The sequence below is a fragment of the Pseudomonas sp. W4I3 genome (assembly GCF_030816195.1).
GTDB lineage: Bacteria > Pseudomonadota > Gammaproteobacteria > Pseudomonadales > Pseudomonadaceae > Aquipseudomonas.
The window spans coordinates 4028153-4045439 of sequence record NZ_JAUSXS010000001.1; the positions used below are offsets into that span (position 1 = coordinate 4028153).

Annotated in this window: 15 protein-coding genes; 8 read left to right on the forward strand and 7 right to left on the reverse strand. The window is 59.4% G+C overall.

What is annotated here, in order from left to right; genetic code table 11:
• Positions 1 to 3: 3 nt before the first annotated feature.
• Both lolA and QF045_RS18245 read right to left on the reverse strand, forming a co-directional pair.
• On the reverse strand, positions 4 to 627 hold the full coding sequence (gene lolA / locus QF045_RS18240; RefSeq protein WP_124387119.1) for an outer membrane lipoprotein chaperone LolA: 624 nt from the start codon (positions 625 to 627) through the stop codon (positions 4 to 6).
• A gap of 54 nt (positions 628 to 681) precedes the next feature.
• Positions 682 to 3090: a DNA translocase FtsK gene (locus tag QF045_RS18245; protein WP_306493452.1), complete on the reverse strand. Its 2409-nt coding sequence runs from the start codon at positions 3088 to 3090 to the stop codon at positions 682 to 684.
• A gap of 498 nt (positions 3091 to 3588) precedes the next feature.
• Between QF045_RS18245 and aat the strand changes: the two genes are divergently transcribed.
• The 3 genes from aat (at position 3589) to infA (ending at position 5352) form a co-directional block, all read left to right on the forward strand.
• Positions 3589 to 4269: a leucyl/phenylalanyl-tRNA--protein transferase gene (aat, locus tag QF045_RS18250; RefSeq protein ID WP_306493453.1), complete on the forward strand. Its 681-nt coding sequence runs from the start codon at positions 3589 to 3591 to the stop codon at positions 4267 to 4269.
• 56 nt (positions 4270 to 4325) lie between these two features.
• Positions 4326 to 5033 carry an arginyltransferase gene (locus QF045_RS18255; protein ID WP_306493454.1) on the forward strand — a complete coding sequence of 236 codons (708 nt, stop codon included), beginning with the start codon at positions 4326 to 4328 and terminating at the stop codon, positions 5031 to 5033.
• A gap of 100 nt (positions 5034 to 5133) precedes the next feature.
• Complete coding sequence (gene infA / locus QF045_RS18260; RefSeq protein ID WP_002553999.1) at positions 5134 to 5352, forward strand: translation initiation factor IF-1; 219 nt, start codon at positions 5134 to 5136, stop codon at positions 5350 to 5352.
• Between the two features lie 244 nt (positions 5353 to 5596).
• Here infA and clpA read toward each other — a convergent pair whose 3' ends face one another.
• Positions 5597 to 7867 carry an ATP-dependent Clp protease ATP-binding subunit ClpA gene (gene clpA, locus QF045_RS18265; RefSeq protein WP_306493455.1) on the reverse strand — a complete coding sequence of 757 codons (2271 nt, stop codon included), beginning with the start codon at positions 7865 to 7867 and terminating at the stop codon, positions 5597 to 5599.
• A 29-nt stretch (positions 7868 to 7896) separates the two neighbouring features.
• Positions 7897 to 8265: an ATP-dependent Clp protease adapter ClpS gene (gene clpS / locus QF045_RS18270; protein ID WP_005789091.1), complete on the reverse strand. Its 369-nt coding sequence runs from the start codon at positions 8263 to 8265 to the stop codon at positions 7897 to 7899.
• A gap of 218 nt (positions 8266 to 8483) precedes the next feature.
• Here clpS and cspD point away from each other — a divergent pair, with 218 nt between their 5' ends.
• Positions 8484 to 8774 carry a cold shock domain-containing protein CspD gene (cspD, locus tag QF045_RS18275; RefSeq protein ID WP_306493456.1) on the forward strand — a complete coding sequence of 97 codons (291 nt, stop codon included), beginning with the start codon at positions 8484 to 8486 and terminating at the stop codon, positions 8772 to 8774.
• A 78-nt stretch (positions 8775 to 8852) separates the two neighbouring features.
• Here cspD and icd read toward each other — a convergent pair whose 3' ends face one another.
• A complete protein-coding gene (gene icd / locus QF045_RS18280; RefSeq protein WP_306493457.1) occupies positions 8853 to 10109 on the reverse strand; it encodes an NADP-dependent isocitrate dehydrogenase in 1257 nt (418 codons plus the stop codon).
• Between the two features lie 494 nt (positions 10110 to 10603).
• Here icd and QF045_RS18285 point away from each other — a divergent pair, with 494 nt between their 5' ends.
• Positions 10604 to 12829, forward strand: a complete 2226-nt coding sequence (locus tag QF045_RS18285) for an NADP-dependent isocitrate dehydrogenase (protein ID WP_306493458.1) — start codon at positions 10604 to 10606, stop codon at positions 12827 to 12829.
• Between the two features lie 57 nt (positions 12830 to 12886).
• On the opposite strand, the gene QF045_RS18290 is transcribed toward QF045_RS18285, so the two are convergent.
• Together QF045_RS18290 and QF045_RS18295 are read right to left on the reverse strand one after the other, a co-directional pair.
• Entirely contained in the window at positions 12887 to 13759 is an 873-nt protein-coding gene (locus tag QF045_RS18290; RefSeq protein WP_306493459.1) for a LysR family transcriptional regulator, read from the reverse strand.
• A 72-nt stretch (positions 13760 to 13831) separates the two neighbouring features.
• Positions 13832 to 14728 (reverse strand): DMT family transporter, encoded by an 897-nt coding sequence (locus QF045_RS18295; protein WP_306493460.1) that lies wholly within the window; start codon positions 14726 to 14728, stop codon positions 13832 to 13834.
• 256 nt (positions 14729 to 14984) lie between these two features.
• Between QF045_RS18295 and QF045_RS18300 the strand changes: the two genes are divergently transcribed.
• Genes QF045_RS18300 through hflD form a run of 3 tightly spaced genes read left to right on the forward strand, consistent with a single transcriptional unit; the run spans position 14985 to position 17235 of the window.
• Positions 14985 to 15431: an NUDIX hydrolase gene (locus QF045_RS18300; RefSeq protein WP_306493461.1), complete on the forward strand. Its 447-nt coding sequence runs from the start codon at positions 14985 to 14987 to the stop codon at positions 15429 to 15431.
• A 59-nt stretch (positions 15432 to 15490) separates the two neighbouring features.
• On the forward strand, positions 15491 to 16615 hold the full coding sequence (gene mnmA / locus QF045_RS18305) for a tRNA 2-thiouridine(34) synthase MnmA (RefSeq protein ID WP_306493462.1): 1125 nt from the start codon (positions 15491 to 15493) through the stop codon (positions 16613 to 16615).
• On the forward strand, positions 16612 to 17235 hold the full coding sequence (gene hflD, locus QF045_RS18310) for a high frequency lysogenization protein HflD (RefSeq protein WP_016969254.1): 624 nt from the start codon (positions 16612 to 16614) through the stop codon (positions 17233 to 17235). The genes mnmA and hflD overlap by 4 nt, the downstream gene beginning before the upstream one ends.
• The last annotated feature ends 52 nt before the right edge of the window (positions 17236 to 17287 follow it).

Genomic DNA, 17287 nt, shown 5'->3' on the forward strand with positions numbered 1-17287 from the left:
AGTTTATTCCTGGATCACGTCGGCACCCTTGGGGATGTCGAACTTGAACTTGGAGGCGGGCACCGGCTGGTTGGCCTTGACCCCGGAGAACAGGATATCGGTGCGCTGGCCGACGCTGTCGATCAGGCGCATGTTGTTGATCACGCCGTTGCCAAATGACAGTTGCAGGCTGTCAAACAGCGTGTCCTTGGACTTGGGCTTCAGGGTGAATTCGATCACGTTGCTGGTTTGCTTGGAGGTGATGTCGAAGCTGTCGTTGATCTTCGATACATCGCCCGACAGCAGCAGCGCCGGTGTCTGGTTCAGACGTGGGTCGAGCTTCTTGATGGTCGCCTGTTCCAGGTCCGGGTCCCACAAGGTGACTTTCTGGCCGTCGGAAACGATGGTCTGCTCAGCCTTGCCTTCGGTGTGCCAGTAGAACAGGCCAGGACGCTGCACGGCCATTTCGCCTGCGGTTTCCTGCAACTGGGTGCCACCGGCGTCCAGGGTCAGCTGGGAAAAGCGCGCCGTCAGGGTCTGGGACTTGTCCAGCAGGTTCTTCAGGCTGGCCACGGAAGCCGGGTCAGCGTGGGCCGAAACGGCGGTCAGGGCCAGTGCCGGCAACAACAGCATGCGGATAATGCGCATGGGAGTCCTCATTGAATGGTCAGGGCGCGCCGCGTGCTGCCACGCGGCGCGGGATCAGTCGCGCATCTGCCCGGGGGCGATGATTTCACGCGAGCCGTTGGTGTTCATTGCGGTGACGACGCCAGCGTTTTCCATGGCTTCGATCATGCGGGCGGCGCGGTTGTAGCCGATCTTCAGCTTGCGTTGCACGGCAGAAATCGAGGCACGGCGGCTTTCCAGCACGAACGCCACGGCTTCGTCGTACAGCGCGTCGGTTTCGGCGTCATCGTCACCGCCCCCGCTGCCGCCATCAAAGCCGCTGCCGGCCTCTTCGACGCCGGCGAGAATGTCGTCGTTATATTCCGGCGCGCCACGCAGTTTCCAGGCTTCCACCACGCGGTGCACTTCATCGTCGGAAACGAAAGCACCGTGGACACGGATCGGCAGGCTGGTGCCGGGAGGCATGTAGAGCATGTCACCGTGGCCCAGCAGTTGCTCGGCGCCGCCCTGGTCGATGATGGTCCGCGAGTCGATCTTGCTCGATACCTGGAACGCCATACGCGTCGGGATGTTGGCCTTGATCAGGCCGGTGATCACGTCCACCGAAGGCCGCTGTGTCGCGAGGATCAGGTGGATCCCGGCCGCACGTGCCTTCTGGGCGATTCGCGCGATCAGCTCTTCGACCTTCTTGCCGACGATCATCATCATGTCGGCGAATTCGTCGACCACCACCACGATGGTCGGCAACTTGGTCAGCAGCGGCGCTTCGTCGTGAATGCTTTCGCGCTTGTACAGCGGGTCGGTCAGCGGGGTGCCGGCGTCCTGGGCTTCCTTGACCTTGGCATTGAAGCCGGACAGGTTACGCACGCCCATCTTCGCCATCAGCTTGTAGCGACGTTCCATCTCGGCGACGCTCCAGCGCAGGGCGTTGGCGGCGTCCTTCATGTCGGTCACCACCGGGCACAGCAGGTGCGGAATGCCTTCGTAGATCGACAGCTCAAGCATTTTCGGGTCGATCATGATCAGCTTGGCGTCATCCGGACCCGACTTGAACAGGATCGACAGGATCATCGCGTTCACACCCACCGACTTACCGGAACCGGTGGTACCGGCCACCAGCAAGTGCGGCATCTTCGCCAGGTCAGTGATCACCGGCTTGCCGCCGATGTCATGGCCGAGGGCCAGGGTGACCGGCGATTTGAAGTTGTCGTATTCCGGGGTCGACAGCACCTCGGAGAACCGCACGATCTGGCGGTCTTCGTTGGGAATCTCGATACCCACGGTGGTCTTGCCGGGGATCACTTCCACTACGCGCACGCTGGTCACAGCCAGGGAACGGGCCAGGTCCTTGGCCAGGTTGGAAATACGGCTGACCTTGACGCCGGCGGCCGGCTGGATCTCGTAACGGGTAATCACCGGGCCTGGGTGAATCGAGTCCACCGACACTTCGACGCCGAACTCCTTGAGCTTGATTTCCAGCAGGTGGCCAACGGCCGCCAGGGATTCCGGCGAGTAGTTGAGCTGTTTCTTTTCCGCCGGGTCGAGAATCGAGATCGGCGGCAAGGTGCCTTCTACGGCGCTGTCGATGAACAGCGGGGCCTGTTTCTCTTTCTGCACGCGATGGCTTGGCTCCGGCGCCTTGGGCGGCGCGGGGGCGATCACTGGCGGCACCTGCTTCTCGCGGTCCGACATGTGCTTGCTCAGAGCCTGTTCGCGCTCAATGAGGCGTTCCTTGACCTTGGCCTGCTCGCGTCGGTCCGGCGTGCTTGGGGCCACAACCTCGTTGACGCGGGTGTCCACTTCGCGCAATTGCGCAACCATCTGCTTGCGCTCGACACGCGCAGACCACCAGCGGTTAGCGGCACCCTGGAACAATTCGAGCAGGTCGAGGGTGATCTTGCCCGTCACGTCCATCACCTTGAACCATGACAGGTCGGTGAATACCGTGAGACCGAACAGAAACAGCGCGATGAACATCAGCGTGCTGCCTTGGATATTCAGGGTGCGACGCGCCAGATCGCCCAGGCTTTCGCCCAGCGCCCCGCCCGCACCCGCCGGCAGGCCGGTGGGTGCATGGAAATGGATATGCGCCAGGGCCGCGCCGGACAACACCAGAAATACCAGCCCGATCAGGCGCCAGGAGAACAGCCAGCCGCTCCACTGCCACGGCTCATGACGCTGGCGGAAGATCTGCCAGGTCTTGATCGCCAGCAACAGCGGAAAGATGTAAGCGAAATAACCGAGAATCATGAACAGGATATCGGCGCTGTACGAACCCACAGGGCCACCGAAATTCTGCACATCGTCGATTTTGCTGTTATGGCTCCAGCCGGGATCGTCCTTGCCATAGGTGAGCAAGGCCATCATCAGGAACAGGCACAGCGCGCCGATAGCGATCAGCGCGCCTTCCTTGAGTCGATAATGCAGGTGCTGACGCCAGGCCGGCACGACTGCTGCTTTGGGTGTTGCGGCGGATTTCTTCAAAACGGGTCTTTTCCTGCGCCTTTTAGCGCGTCCATCTGTTGAATGACTGCACACGACTGCTCTATCCCGAGCAGGTGAAAAATGACGAATGTTACTGAATCTACTTTTAACACCGTGCAACCCATAGGCGAAACGGCGATAACGCCACAATCGCCGCATTGTACGGGTTTGCGTGCGCGATGCCACGCACTTGCCCATCACGCGGCAAGCTCAACCTTCCAAGGCGTTGCAGCACGGTCAATTTGAGCATGCATTGTCTTTGCTGACAAAGGCTTATGCGCTGTATTTGCCAATCCAGACAAGCTTGGCAATTGGCCTGCATTCGCCAGCCCCGTTTACGACCGCGCCTTATGCACAGAGTTGCAGAAACACCCTTACACGTTAATCCAGGCCGAGAACCTGTTCGGGCTGGCCCCGTGGCGCTGTGTCGACAATAATCATACCTTGGGGCAGGCGCCCGACCTGCCACTCCCCTCCCCTTCCGTAAGCCTGGATGCCATGCTGACCTGGTTGCAACGCGACACCCTGACTTTTCCGCCACTGGCCAAGGCCATGCGCGAACCCAACGGCCTGCTTGCCGCCGGCGGCGACCTCTCGGCCGAACGGCTGATCCAGGCCTATCGCCACGGCTGCTTTCCCTGGTTTTCCGAAGGCCAACCGATCCTCTGGTGGTCGCCGGATCCACGTACGGTGATATTTCCCGACGAGCTGCACGTCTCACGCAGCCTTGGCAAACTATTGCGCCAACAGCGTTACAGCGTGACCTTCGATCAGGATTTCGCCGCGGTTATTCGAGCCTGCGCCGCGCCTCGCGCCTATGCCGATGGCACCTGGATCACCGAAGGCATTCAGAGCGCCTACCTGGAGCTGCACCAGCGCGGTTACGCCCACTCCGTTGAGGTGTGGGACCAGGGCGAACTGGTCGGGGGCCTGTACGGTCTGGCAATGGGCCAATTGTTTTTTGGCGAGTCCATGTTCAGCCGCGCCGACAACGCCTCCAAATTCGGCTTTGCCACGCTGACCCGGCAATTGCAGGCCTGGGGCTTCGTGCTGATCGACTGCCAGATGCCCAACGACCACTTGCATAGCCTGGGCGCACGCGCCATACCGCGCAGTGAGTTCGCGCAGTTCCTGCACAATCATCTGGACCAGCCCAGCTCTGGGCCGTGGGTTTCTTAGGCGACATCCGCGTACCTGGCTTACACTTATTTCAAAGCTTATCCCGAGGGTTGATCATGACCGAGCTGGCACGCTTGAAGTTCTATGCCACTCAAGCCCACTCTTGCAGCTATCTGCCCGACGAGCAGGCGACCACGCTGTTCCTCGACCCCAGCCAGCCGATGGACGTGCACGTGTACGCCGACCTATCCGAGATGGGCTTCCGGCGCAGCGGCGATCATCTGTACCGCCCCCACTGCCAGAACTGCAACGCGTGCGTGCCAGCGCGCATTCCCGTGGCGCAGTTTTTACCGGACCGCAACCAGAAGCGCATTCTCAAGCGCAACGCCGACCTGACGGTGAATGCGGTCAAGCCGCAATACAGCGAAGAATATTTCGATCTTTATCAACGCTACATCGAACAACGCCACGCCGACGGCGATATGTTCCCACCCAGCCGCGATCAGTTTTCGACGTTCCTGGTGCGTGACCTGCCTTTTTCGCGCTTTTACGAATTCCGCCTCGACGGACGGCTGGTGGCGGTGGCGGTGACCGACCTGCTGCCCAATGGCCTGTCGGCGGTGTACACCTTCTACGAACCTGCTGAAGAACGCCGCAGCCTGGGGCGCTTTGCGATTCTCTGGCAAATAGGCGAAGCGCTGCGCCTGGAACTGGAGGCGGTGTACCTCGGATACTGGATCAAGAACTGCAAAAAGATGAACTACAAGACCCAATATCGGCCCATTGAGCTGCTGATTAATCAAAGATGGGTCACGCTTAACTAGAACCCCTTGGCTTGAACACCCTTTTTCGGGCACAATGCACGCCGCTTTTGCCTGGCGCAGTTGCACCGGGCCATTCACTGGATACCGAGGGCTTTACTGCATGTCGAAAGAAGACAGCTTCGAAATGGAAGGCACTGTCGTCGACACCCTGCCCAACACCATGTTTCGTGTGGAGTTGGAAAATGGGCACGTCGTAACCGCGCATATCTCCGGCAAGATGCGCAAGAACTACATTCGTATTCTTACCGGTGACAAAGTGCGCGTCGAGCTGACGCCCTATGACTTGAGCAAAGGGCGCATCACTTACCGCGCTCGCTAAGCAAGTCAATACAAAACGCCCGGTTATGCCGGGCGTTTTTGTGTGTGCAGTATTTGTCATCCACACACAACCAAATGTGGGAGGGGGCTTGCTCCCGATTGCGATGGGTCAGCCCGTACATGGGTGACTGATACACCGCTATCGGGGGCAAGCCCCCTCCCACATTGGACTTTCATTAATTTGGCAACGGCGTTTCAGGCAGCAAAAAGGCGCCTTTCGGCGCCTTTTTGTCATTGCAGAACGATCAGGCCATTTCAGCCGTGGTTTCGAACTCGAAGGTCAGCTCGCCGTCCTTCAGATCGATGTGCACCACGCCACCATGGTCGGAGAGCTCGCCAAACAGGATCTCTTCGGCCAACGGCCGCTTGATCTTGTCCTGGATCAGGCGCGCCATCGGGCGGGCGCCCATTGCCGCGTCGTAGCCACCTTCGGCAATCCAGCTGCGTGCCGCTTCCGTCACATCCAGCTGCACGCGCTTGTCTTCCAACTGCGCTTGAAGCTCGGTGAGGAACTTGTCCACCACACTTTTGATGACCTCATGGCTGAGGCGACCAAACTGGATAATGGTGTCCAGACGGTTGCGGAACTCCGGCGTGAAGCTCTTCTTGATCACTTCCATCGCATCGGAAGAGTGATCCTGATGGGTAAAGCCGATCGACGCCCGCGCAGCGGTTTCAGCGCCGGCGTTGGTGGTCATGATCACGATCACGTTGCGGAAGTCCGCCTTGCGCCCGTTGTTGTCGGTCAGGGTGCCGTGGTCCATCACCTGCAGCAGCAGGTTGAAGACTTCCGGGTGCGCCTTTTCGATTTCATCGAGCAGCAACACGCAATGCGGCTGCTTGGTGATCGCCTCGGTCAACAGACCGCCCTGGTCGAAGCCGACATAGCCTGGAGGTGCACCGATCAGGCGCGACACGGTGTGGCGCTCCATGTATTCGGACATGTCGAAGCGAACCAGCTCGATCCCCATGGCCTTGGCCAGCTGCCGCGCCGCTTCGGTTTTGCCGACACCGGTCGGGCCGGCAAACAGGAACGAACCCACCGGCTTATCTGGCGACTTGAGGCCCGCACGCGACAACTTGATCGCGGTGGACAACGAGTCGATGGCCGCATCCTGACCAAACACAGTCAGCTTGAGATCACGCTCCAGGTTACGCAGCAGCTCCTTGTCGGAACTGGTGACGTGTTTCGGCGGAATCCGCGCAATTTTCGCCACGATGTCCTCGACCTGCGGCACGTCGATGCGCTTCACACGTTTCTCGACCGGCTGCAGGCGCTGGTAGGCACCCGCCTCGTCGATCACATCAATCGCCTTGTCCGGCATATGCCGGTCATTGATGTAGCGCGATGCCAGTTCAGCAGCCGAACGCAGCGCCTCATCGGTGTACTCGATGCCGTGGTGCGCCTCGAAACGCCCCTTGAGCCCGCGCAGGATGCCAATGGTGTCTTCAACCGAAGGTTCGGACACGTCGACTTTCTGGAAGCGACGCGCCAGGGCACGGTCTTTTTCGAAAATCCCACGGAATTCCTGGAACGTGGTCGAGCCAATGCAGCGGATATCACCCGACGACAGCAGCGGCTTGAGCAAGTTGGACGCATCCATTACCCCACCGGATGCGGCACCGGCACCAATGATGGTGTGGATCTCGTCGATGAACAGGATCGCCTGCGGGCGTTTTTTCAGCTCGCCGAGCAACGCCTTGAAGCGCTTCTCGAAGTCGCCACGGTACTTGGTCCCGGCGAGCAACGCGCCCAGGTCCAGGGAGTAGACGACGCTGTTGGCCAGCAGGTCGGGCACCTGATTGTCGACGATACGCTTGGCCAGGCCCTCGGCGATCGCGGTTTTGCCCACGCCCGCCTCACCCACCAGCAACGGGTTGTTCTTGCGACGACGCGCGAGGATCTGCGCTACGCGCTCAACCTCAAGCTCACGCCCCACCAGCGGATCGATCCGCCCCTGGCGCGCCAGCTCGTTGAGGTTGCTGGCATAGGCATCCAGCGGGTTGCTTGAAGAAGAAGACTCACCGCCCTCGTCGTCCTGCATATCCTGCTCACCCTCGGAATGATCGCCGTGCCCAGGCACCTTGGAGATACCGTGGGCGATGTAGTTAACGACATCGATACGGGCAACGCTCTGCTGCTTGAGCAGAAACACGGCCTGGCTTTCCTGTTCGCTGAATATTGCCACCAGCACGTTGGCGCCCGTGACTTCACGCTTACCGGAGCTCTGTACGTGGAATACAGCACGCTGCAATACCCGCTGGAAGCCCAGGGTTGGCTGGGTCTCGCGGTCCTCGTCATGCACGGGGATCAGTGGCGTGGTGGAGTCGATAAACTCCTGCAGGTCATGCTTGAGTTTGTCGAGGTTGGCGCCGCACGCACGTAGAACGGTGGCGGCAGCTTCGTTATCCAAAAGTGCCAGCAGCAGGTGCTCGACGGTCATGAATTCATGACGCTTCGAACGAGCCTCCTTGAAGGCAAGATTGAGGGTGACTTCGAGCTCGCGGTTTAACATAGCTTCACCTCATACCCAAGTGGTCGGCGTTAACCGTCCTTCTCGATTTCACAGAGTAGCGGATGCTGGCTTTCCCTGGCGTACTGGTTGACCTGCATGGCCTTTGTCTCGGCGATGTCGCGGGTAAACACTCCACATACTGCCCGTCCTTCTGTGTGAACGGCCAGCATTACCTTGGTCGCCAACTCGCGGTTCAGGTTAAAAAACACCTCGAGCACTTCGACGACGAAATCCATCGGTGTGTAGTCATCATTGAACAAAACCACCTTGTACATCGGCGGCGCCTGTAAAGCAGGCTTGGCCTCCTGAACAGCAATGCCTGCAGAACCGTCGTCGTCATGTTCCTGATCCGGGCGATCCTGATTGAATGTTAGTCGAATCTGGCTATTTGCATGCATGGAAAGAAAGGTTCGTCAGTGGTTCAAATACAGTGGTGGGGGCGAGCTGTCAGAATTTCAACTCTGACCCTATGGTCGCCTTGACTATCGGCGAATCGGTGTTACAACCAATAGAGCCCACAGTGGGTAAAAAAGGTCCGCGCAGTCAACCTTATTTATTCGGGTTAGGACGGATAGACAGGATGATACTCCAGTGATGGAGTCTGGTGCAGAGGGATATGGGAATGGCTAGTGGTAAGGTCAAGTGGTTCAACAATGCCAAGGGTTACGGCTTCATTATCGAAGACGGCAAGGATGAAGACCTTTTTGCGCATTACTCAGCAATTGCGATGGAAGGCTACAAAACGCTGAAGGCGGGTCAGCAGGTGTCCTTTAATGTTATTCAAGGGCCCAAGGGCATGCTTGTGACGGATATCAAGCCCGTCACGGCTTCCAAGACCACCGAGGACACAAGAATCAGCGAAGACAATCCAATCAAGGCGCAAAGAACGCCCACGCAGACTGCGTAACAGTCTACTGCGCCAGCTCCGAGCGGTAAAAAAGCCGGCCATACTGTTGAATCAGGATGGCCGGCTTTTTATGGCTGATTACATATGCTTGATCAGCGCATCACCAAAGCCCGACGATGACACCAGTGTCGCCCCATCCATCAGGCGTTCGAAGTCATAGGTCACGGTCTTCGCCGAAATGGCGCCGTTGGTGCCCTTGATGATCAGGTCAGCCGCCTCGACCCAGCCCATGTGCCGCAGCATCATTTCCGCCGACAGGATCAACGAGCCCGGGTTGACCTGGTCCTTGCCCGCATACTTGGGCGCCGTACCGTGGGTGGCTTCGAACATGGCCACGGTGTCGGACAGGTTGGCGCCTGGGGCGATACCGATGCCACCCACTTCCGCCGCCAGGGCATCAGACAAATAGTCACCGTTGAGGTTAAGCGTCGCAATCACGTCATATTCAGCCGGACGCAGCAGGATCTGCTGGAGCATGGCATCGGCAATCGCATCCTTGACCACCACGTTCTTGCCGGTCTTCGGGTTCTTGAACTGCATCCACGGCCCGCCATCGAGCAGGGTCGCACCGAACTCCTCGGCCGCCACTTCGTAGGCCCATTCCTTGAACGCGCCCTCGGTGAACTTCATGATGTTGCCTTTGTGCACGATCGTCAGCGAGTCGCGGTCGTTATCCACCACATACTGCAGCGCCTTGCGCGCCAGACGCTGGGTGCCTTCCTTGGAAACCGGCTTCACGCCGATCCCGCAGTCCTGGTCGAAACGGATCTTGGTAACGCCCATTTCCTCCTTGAGAAACTTGATCACTTTGATCGCCTCAGGCGAACCGGCCTTCCATTCGATGCCGGCGTAAATGTCCTCGGAGTTCTCGCGGAAAATGGTCATGTCCACATCGCCCGGTTTCTTGACCGGGCTGGGCACGCCTTCGAACCAGCGCACCGGACGCAGACACACATACAGGTCCAGTTGCTGACGCAGGGCCACGTTCAGCGAACGGATGCCGCCGCCGACCGGGGTGGTCAGCGGGCCCTTGATGGACACTACATAATCTTTGACCGCATCCAGGGTTTCCTGGGGCAGCCAGGTGTCCTGGTCGTAGACTTGAGTCGCCTTCTCGCCGGCGTAAACCTCCATCCACGAGATCTTGCGCTTGCCGCCGTAGGCCTTTTCAACAGCGGCGTCGACCACCTTGATCATCACCGGGCTGATGTCGACACCAATACCGTCACCTTCGATATAAGGGATGATCGGTTGGTCAGGAACATTGAGAGAATGGTCTGCATTGACGGTGATTTTGTCGCCGACTGCCGGAACCTGAATCTTCTTGTATCCCATGCTGAACTCCATCTATGGATTGAACATCTGGCTGCGTTCGAGCCTACTCCAGATAAATGGCGACTGAAACCTTGCGCCATGCTCATTTGCATCGAAAACAGCATAATTTGTCGCCTACAAGCCTGAAACCAAAGGGAAAACCGCCAATCTTGAGCACAACGTGCGACATAGCGCGCACCCGAGCCACCTGCGACCTTTAGACCAATGGACGACACACCTTTTGTATGAAGGCTCAGCGTAAGCATAGCGACCTATGTATAATGCCGCCGCTGACCCAAGAGTCACGACGGTTGACCGCTCTAGACAGTAGCCTTCAGCCAGAAAGCAGGACTATTACAATAGTCCAAACGCTTGACGCTCGACTGATGCAACCCAACATCACCGCGAAGAAACCTCGACATTTCGCTCATGGATGACTTTGAACGAACGCGCTCCACCCGGCGCATCTCGAGTTTCTGCGCACGCTTTCAGCAAAGAAGAGAGTTAATCCGAATATGCCCACCCGCTCGAAGATCATCTATACCTTCACCGACGAAGCCCCAGCCCTCGCCACCTATTCACTGCTGCCTATCGTAGAGGCCTTCACCGCTTCCGCTGATATTGCCGTGGAAACCCGCGATATTTCTCTCGCCGGGCGCATCCTCGCAAGCTTCCCCGAGCAACTGGGCGCCAAGGCCATCCCGGACCACCTCGCCGAACTGGGCGACCTGGCCGTTACGCCTGAAGCCAACATCATCAAGCTGCCGAACATCAGCGCCTCGACCCCGCAGCTGCAAGCCGCGATCAAGGAGCTGCAGGCCCAGGGCTACGCCCTGCCGGATTACCCGGAAACCGTAACCACCGACGCGGAAAAAGAAACCCGTGCCCGTTACGACAAGGTCAAGGGCAGCGCCGTGAACCCGGTACTGCGCGAAGGCAACTCCGACCGTCGCGCGCCGCTGTCGGTCAAGAACTACGCACGCAAGCACCCGCACAAGATGGGCGCCTGGGCCGCCGACTCCAAGTCGCACATTGCCCACATGAGCAACGGCGACTTCTACGGCAGCGAAAAAGCCGTACAGATCGAAGCCGCTGACGCTGTCAAAATCGAGCTGATCGCCCAAGACGGCAGCGCCACCGTCCTGAAAGAAAAGACCTCCGTACAGGCCGGCGAGATCATCGACACCGCCGTACTGAGCAAGAAGGCCCTGCGCGCATTCATCGCCGCCGAAATCGAAGACGCCAAGAAACAAGGCGTGCTGCTGTCGGTTCACTTGAAAGCCACCATGATGAAGGTCTCCGACCCGATCATGTTCGGCCAGATCGTTGCCGAGTTCTATAAAGACGCCCTGGCCAAGCACGCTACCGTGCTGGAACAGATCGGCTTCAACCTGAACAACGGCATCGGCGACCTGTACGCCCGCATCAAGGCGCTGCCAGCTGACCAGCAGGCGCAGATCGAAGCAGACATCCAGGCCGTTTACGCCGCTCGCCCTGCCCTGGCGATGGTCAACTCCGACAAAGGCATCACCAACCTGCACGTGCCGAGCGACGTCATCGTCGACGCCTCGATGCCGGCCATGATCCGTGACTCCGGCAAGATGTGGGGCACCGACGGCCAACTGCACGACACCAAGGCGGTGATCCCGGATCGCTGCTACGCCACCATTTATCAGGCGGTCATCGAAGACTGCAAGGCCAATGGCGCCTTCGACCCGACCACCATGGGCAGCGTGCCAAACGTTGGCCTGATGGCGAAGAAAGCCGAAGAGTACGGCTCGCACGACAAGACTTTCCAGATCAAGGCTGACGGCGTGGTCCGCGTCACCGACAGCAAGGGCAACCTGCTGATGGAACAGAAAGTCGAAGCCGGCGACATCTTCCGCATGTGCCAGACCAAAGACGCGCCGATCCAGGATTGGGTCAAGCTCGCCGTCAATCGCGCCCGCGCCAGCGACACCCCGGCCATCTTCTGGCTGGACCCTAAGCGCGCACACGATGGCGTCGTGGTCGAGAAAGTTCAGGCCTACCTGAAAGACCACAACACCGAAGGCCTGGACATCCGCATCATGGCCCCGGTCGACGCGATGAAGTTCACCCTGGAACGCACCCGCAAGGGCCTGGACACCATCTCGGTGACCGGCAACGTACTGCGCGACTACCTGACCGACCTGTTCCCGATCATGGAACTGGGCACCAGCGCCAAGATGCTGTCGATCGTACCGCTGATGAACGGCGGCGGCCTGTTCGAAACCGGCGCCGGCGGTTCGGCACCGAAACACGTGCAGCAGCTGCTGGAAGAAAACTTCCTGCGCTGGGACTCCCTGGGCGAGTTCCTGGCCCTGGCCGCGTCCCTCGAGCACCTGGGCGTGACGTACAACAACCCGAAAGCCCTGGTACTGTCCAAGACCCTGGACCAGGCCACCGGCCAGTTCCTGGACAACAACAAGTCGCCATCGCGCAAAGTCGGCAACATCGACAACCGCGGCAGCCACTTCTACCTGGCGCTGTACTGGGCCCAAGCCCTGGCCGCCCAGAGCGAAGACACCGCACTGCAAGCGCAGTTCGGCGAACTGGCCAAGACCCTGGCCGAGAACGAAGCAACCATCGTTGCCGAGCTCAACGCCGTACAGGGCCAGCCAGTGGACATCGGCGGCTACTACGCGCCGAACCCAGAGCTGACCAGCAAGGCCATGCGCCCTAGCAATACGCTCAATGCGGCGATTGCCAAGTTGAAGTAAGGTTGTAAGGATGCATCACAAACCCCGGCCACGTGCCGGGGTTTGTGCTTTCAGGGTTTATACAACGCCGTATTCCTGGCGCCACGCGGCCTCGATAATCGCCAACAACTGCGGCTTGTACCAAGGCTCCCACCCCGCCCTCTGCTTGAGCTCGACCCCAAACCCCGGCAGCGCCGGCAAATGCGCGAGCGCTTCGACGTTTTTCAAGCCCGGCACCTGGGCAAACCATGGCAAAAGTGCCACACCGACTCCCGCCTGGACCGCTGAACGCAGCGACATCAAGTCTTCAGACTCATACACACAGCGCCACTTGATGCCGCTCTCCTCCAAACGCCGAATCGCCAGGCTTCGGAACACGCAGGGCGCCTTGAACAGGGCCAGCGAAACTTCCTGCCCCTCCACGGGGGCTGCTGCACACTCGCCACCCAGCCACATCAACGAAAGTGCATGCAAAGGCACGCCAGCGACTTTTGGCAATTCATCGATCATCAGGCCAATATCGATTCGTCCTTCACTGAACGCCTCCGCGAGCAACATGGAACGCGCCACCTTGACCACAATTCGCACTGAAGGTAGCTCGAGTGCCACAGCAGGAATCACGCGCTGCAGGATTTCCTCGCTGAAATATTCCGGAATACCCAGCGTCACGGACTCTTGAGCGCGGCTGACATCAAACAGGCTCCCCACCTTGTCGTTAACGCTGACCATTTGCTGGGCATAGCCGGTCAGGCGCTCTCCTTCCAGGGTGAGCAGCACCTGCCGATTGTCGCGGGCAAACAGCTCGACACCCAGCAAATCCTCAAGCCGTCGAATTTGCTGGCTGATTGCCGGCTGGGTCAGGCTCAACGCTTGCGAGGCGCGGGTGAAACTGCCCAGTTCTGCGACCTTGAGAAAACTGCGCAGCGACTGGATATCAAGATTGACTCTCATGACACACCCATATGAGTGAGTAAATATTTCCAGCCATTAGTGCAAGGCACCCGCTCTATCTGTCAAGGCCGCCTACTTGGCACGCCCATGATTCATCCAACAAACGCCTACCCCCGAAACAACAAACCCGACAATCGCAACCACGCTCGGCACCTCACCCAACAGCAACGACGCCATGACCTGCGTGACCGCCGGAATCACATGAAACAAGTTCGTCGCCTTACTCGCCTCCCCTCGCCGAATCATCAAATACAGCAGCGTCAGCGCACCCACGGAGTTCATCAGCGTGACCCAGGCCAGCGACACTGCGAAGGGTGCCCACTCGGTCACCTGCATCGTTTCGGTGGTGTAGGCCAAGAGCAACATGACCAGTGACGCGGTGACCATCTGTATGAAACAACCCACCCATAGGTTCACCCCGCCAAGAAAGCGCTTCTGATAGAGCGTGCCAAGCGTGATACCCAATAGCCCCAAGCCCACCGCGCCGTAACCGCCAACTGACGCCTCAGAGCCAAAAAAGCTGCTGGCCACAACGATGGCCACACCGCCCACGCCCAGGATCGAGCCCGGCAAGTCGCGCCAGCTCAATTGCTCGCCCAAAAAGAAGTAGGCGCCAATCACGACGAATACAGGCATCAGCCCGACAATCAGCGCAGCTTGCCCAGCCGGGACGCCCTGACTTATTCCGGTGTAGAGGCCACCAAATTGCAGCGCCTGCAACAGCAAACCCACGGCTACCGCGTGAAGGTAGGGTGTAAGCCGCCTGGGCCATTGGGCCTTGATGGCGAGCGCCACTCCCAGGAACACCAGGGCAGCCAAGGCAAACCGATAGAACGTCATGGTAAAGGGCTCGCCATAACGCATACCGAACGCACCGCCGATGTAGCCGGAACTCCATAGCAGGATGAACGCAATGGGCAGTGGCGAGGTAAGGCGTACTTCGTAAGTTTTATCGGCCATTGGGGTCATGGATCTCTCCAAGTTGAGGGTCTGGAGAGATAAGCTGCGCCCTGCGCTCAAATCGGTACAATCATGAAATGTCAGATCTACCATGCAGAATGCTTATGCATCATCGCTGACAAAACCGAATCCAAATGTGGGAGGGGGCTTGCTCCCGATGGCGCAGTGTCAGACTTCAATGTACTGGCTGACACCCTGCTATCGGGCCACACTGGCGGTAATCCTGCTCGAAGAACGCGCTATATCCTGAATCAAGAGGCTTTCCATGACCTGGCTCCCCCACATCACCGTCGCTACCATCGTCGAAGACAATGGCCGTTTCCTGATGGTCGAGGAACTCAAGGGCGGCCGCGCCGTGCTCAACCAACCGGCCGGCCACCTTGATCCGGACGAAACCCTCACCGAAGCCGCCGTGCGCGAAACCCTTGAAGAAACCGGCTGGGACGTCGAAGCCACCGGCATCGTCGGCATCTACCTGTACACCGCCCCGAGCAACGGCGTGACCTATCAAAGAGTCTGCTTTATCGCCAAAGCCCTGAAACACCACCCAGACTACCCACTCGACGAAGGCATCCTGCGCGCCCGTTGGCTGACCCGCGACGAATTGATGGCCTTGCGCGACGACTGGCGCAGCGAACTGATCATCCGCTGCATCGATGATTATCTGGCCGGTCAGCGCCACAGTCTGGAATTGATCCGCCCTTCTCTTTAGCCTTGCGGGCCCAGGCCTGCTAGAATCGCGTCCTTTTTCAAGACACCCGTTGAAACCCTATGCGTGATCCAGCCCCTTCTGACACACAAAAGAAGCGCGTCATCGTCGGCATGTCCGGCGGCGTGGATTCTTCCGTTTCCGCCGTTCTGCTCATGGAGCAGGGTTATGAGGTGGAAGGCCTGTTCATGAAGAACTGGGAAGAAGACGATGGAACGGAATATTGCACCGCCATGGACGACCTCGCGGACGCCCAGGCGGTCTGCGACAAGATCGGCATCAAGCTGCACACCGCCAACTTCGCCGCCGAATACTGGGACAACGTGTTCGAGCACTTCCTGGCCGAATACAAGGCCGGCCGCACGCCGAACCCGGACATCCTGTGTAACCGCGAGATCAAGTTCAAGGCGTTCCTCGACTACGCGATGATGCTCGGCGCCGACCTGATTGCCACCGGCCACTATGTGCGCCGCCGCGATATCGATGGTCGCACCGAACTGCTCAAGGGCCTGGACCCGAACAAGGACCAGAGCTACTTCCTGCACGCCGTAGGCGGCGAACAGATCGCCAAGACCCTGTTCCCAGTGGGCGAACTGGAAAAGCCCGAAGTGCGCAGGATCGCCGAGCAACACGGCCTGGCCACCGCCAAGAAGAAGGATTCCACCGGGATCTGCTTTATCGGCGAGCGCCGCTTCAGCGACTTCCTCAAGCAATACCTGCCGGCACAACCGGGCGAGATCAAGACCACCGAAGGTGAAGTGATCGGCCGTCACCACGGCCTGATGTACCACACCATCGGCCAGCGCCAGGGCCTCGGGATCGGTGGCTTGAAAGACGCCGGCGAAGAGCCGTGGTACGTGCTGGTCAAGGATCTGGAAAACAACGTGCTGGTCGTCGGCCAGGGCAACGAGCACCCGCTGCTGTTCTCCGGCGCCCTGCTCGCTTCGGAAATCTATTGGGTCAACCCGATCGACCTGAGCACCCCGCGCCGCCTGACCGCCAAAGTGCGCTATCGCCAGAGCGACCAGGCCTGCACCCTGGAAAAAACCGCTACCGGCTACCGTGCCACCTTCGATGACCCGCAGCGCGCAGTCACCCCTGGCCAATCCGTGGTGTTCTATGACGGCGAAGTCTGCCTGGGTGGCGGCGTGATTGAAGTGGCGCAAGCCTGGAGCAACGCGGCATGAGCCCGACCCAGGAGCAGTTGACCGCGCTGGGCGGGGTTTTCCTTGCCGCAGTGCTGGTGGACAAGATCGCCAAGACCGGCCAGGTCACCGAGGCGGGCTTGACCTGCATGCTCGGCAGCCTGTTGATCCGCGACCCCAAGGACACCCTTGAAGTCTACGGTGGCGACGACCTGGCGCTGCGTGAAGGTTACCGTGCGCTGATCGGCGCCCTGGAACGCGACCCGAGTACGTTGCAGCGCGAACCCTTGCGCTACGCCCTATCCATGCTCGGCCTTGAGCGCCAACTGGCCAAGCGCGAGGACATGCTCGAGACCATCGGCAAACGCCTGCCGCAGATCCAGTCCCAGGTGGAACACTTCGGCCCGGCCCACGAGAACGTGATCGCCGCCTGCGGCGCGCTGTACCAGGACACCTTGAGCACCTTGCGCCAGCGTATCCAAGTGCATGGCGACATGCGCAACCTGCAGCAACCGAACAACGCGTCGAAAATCCGCGCGCTGCTCTTGGCGGGGATTCGTTCGGCGCGGTTGTGGCGCCAACTGGGTGGCCACCGCTGGCAGTTGGTGATCAGCCGACGCAAATTGCTCAAAGAGCTTTACCCGTTGATGCGCAACGAATAAGTCGTATCAGCAGACCATTTCAAGCCGTTACGCGTAATACGCCGGTCAGTTG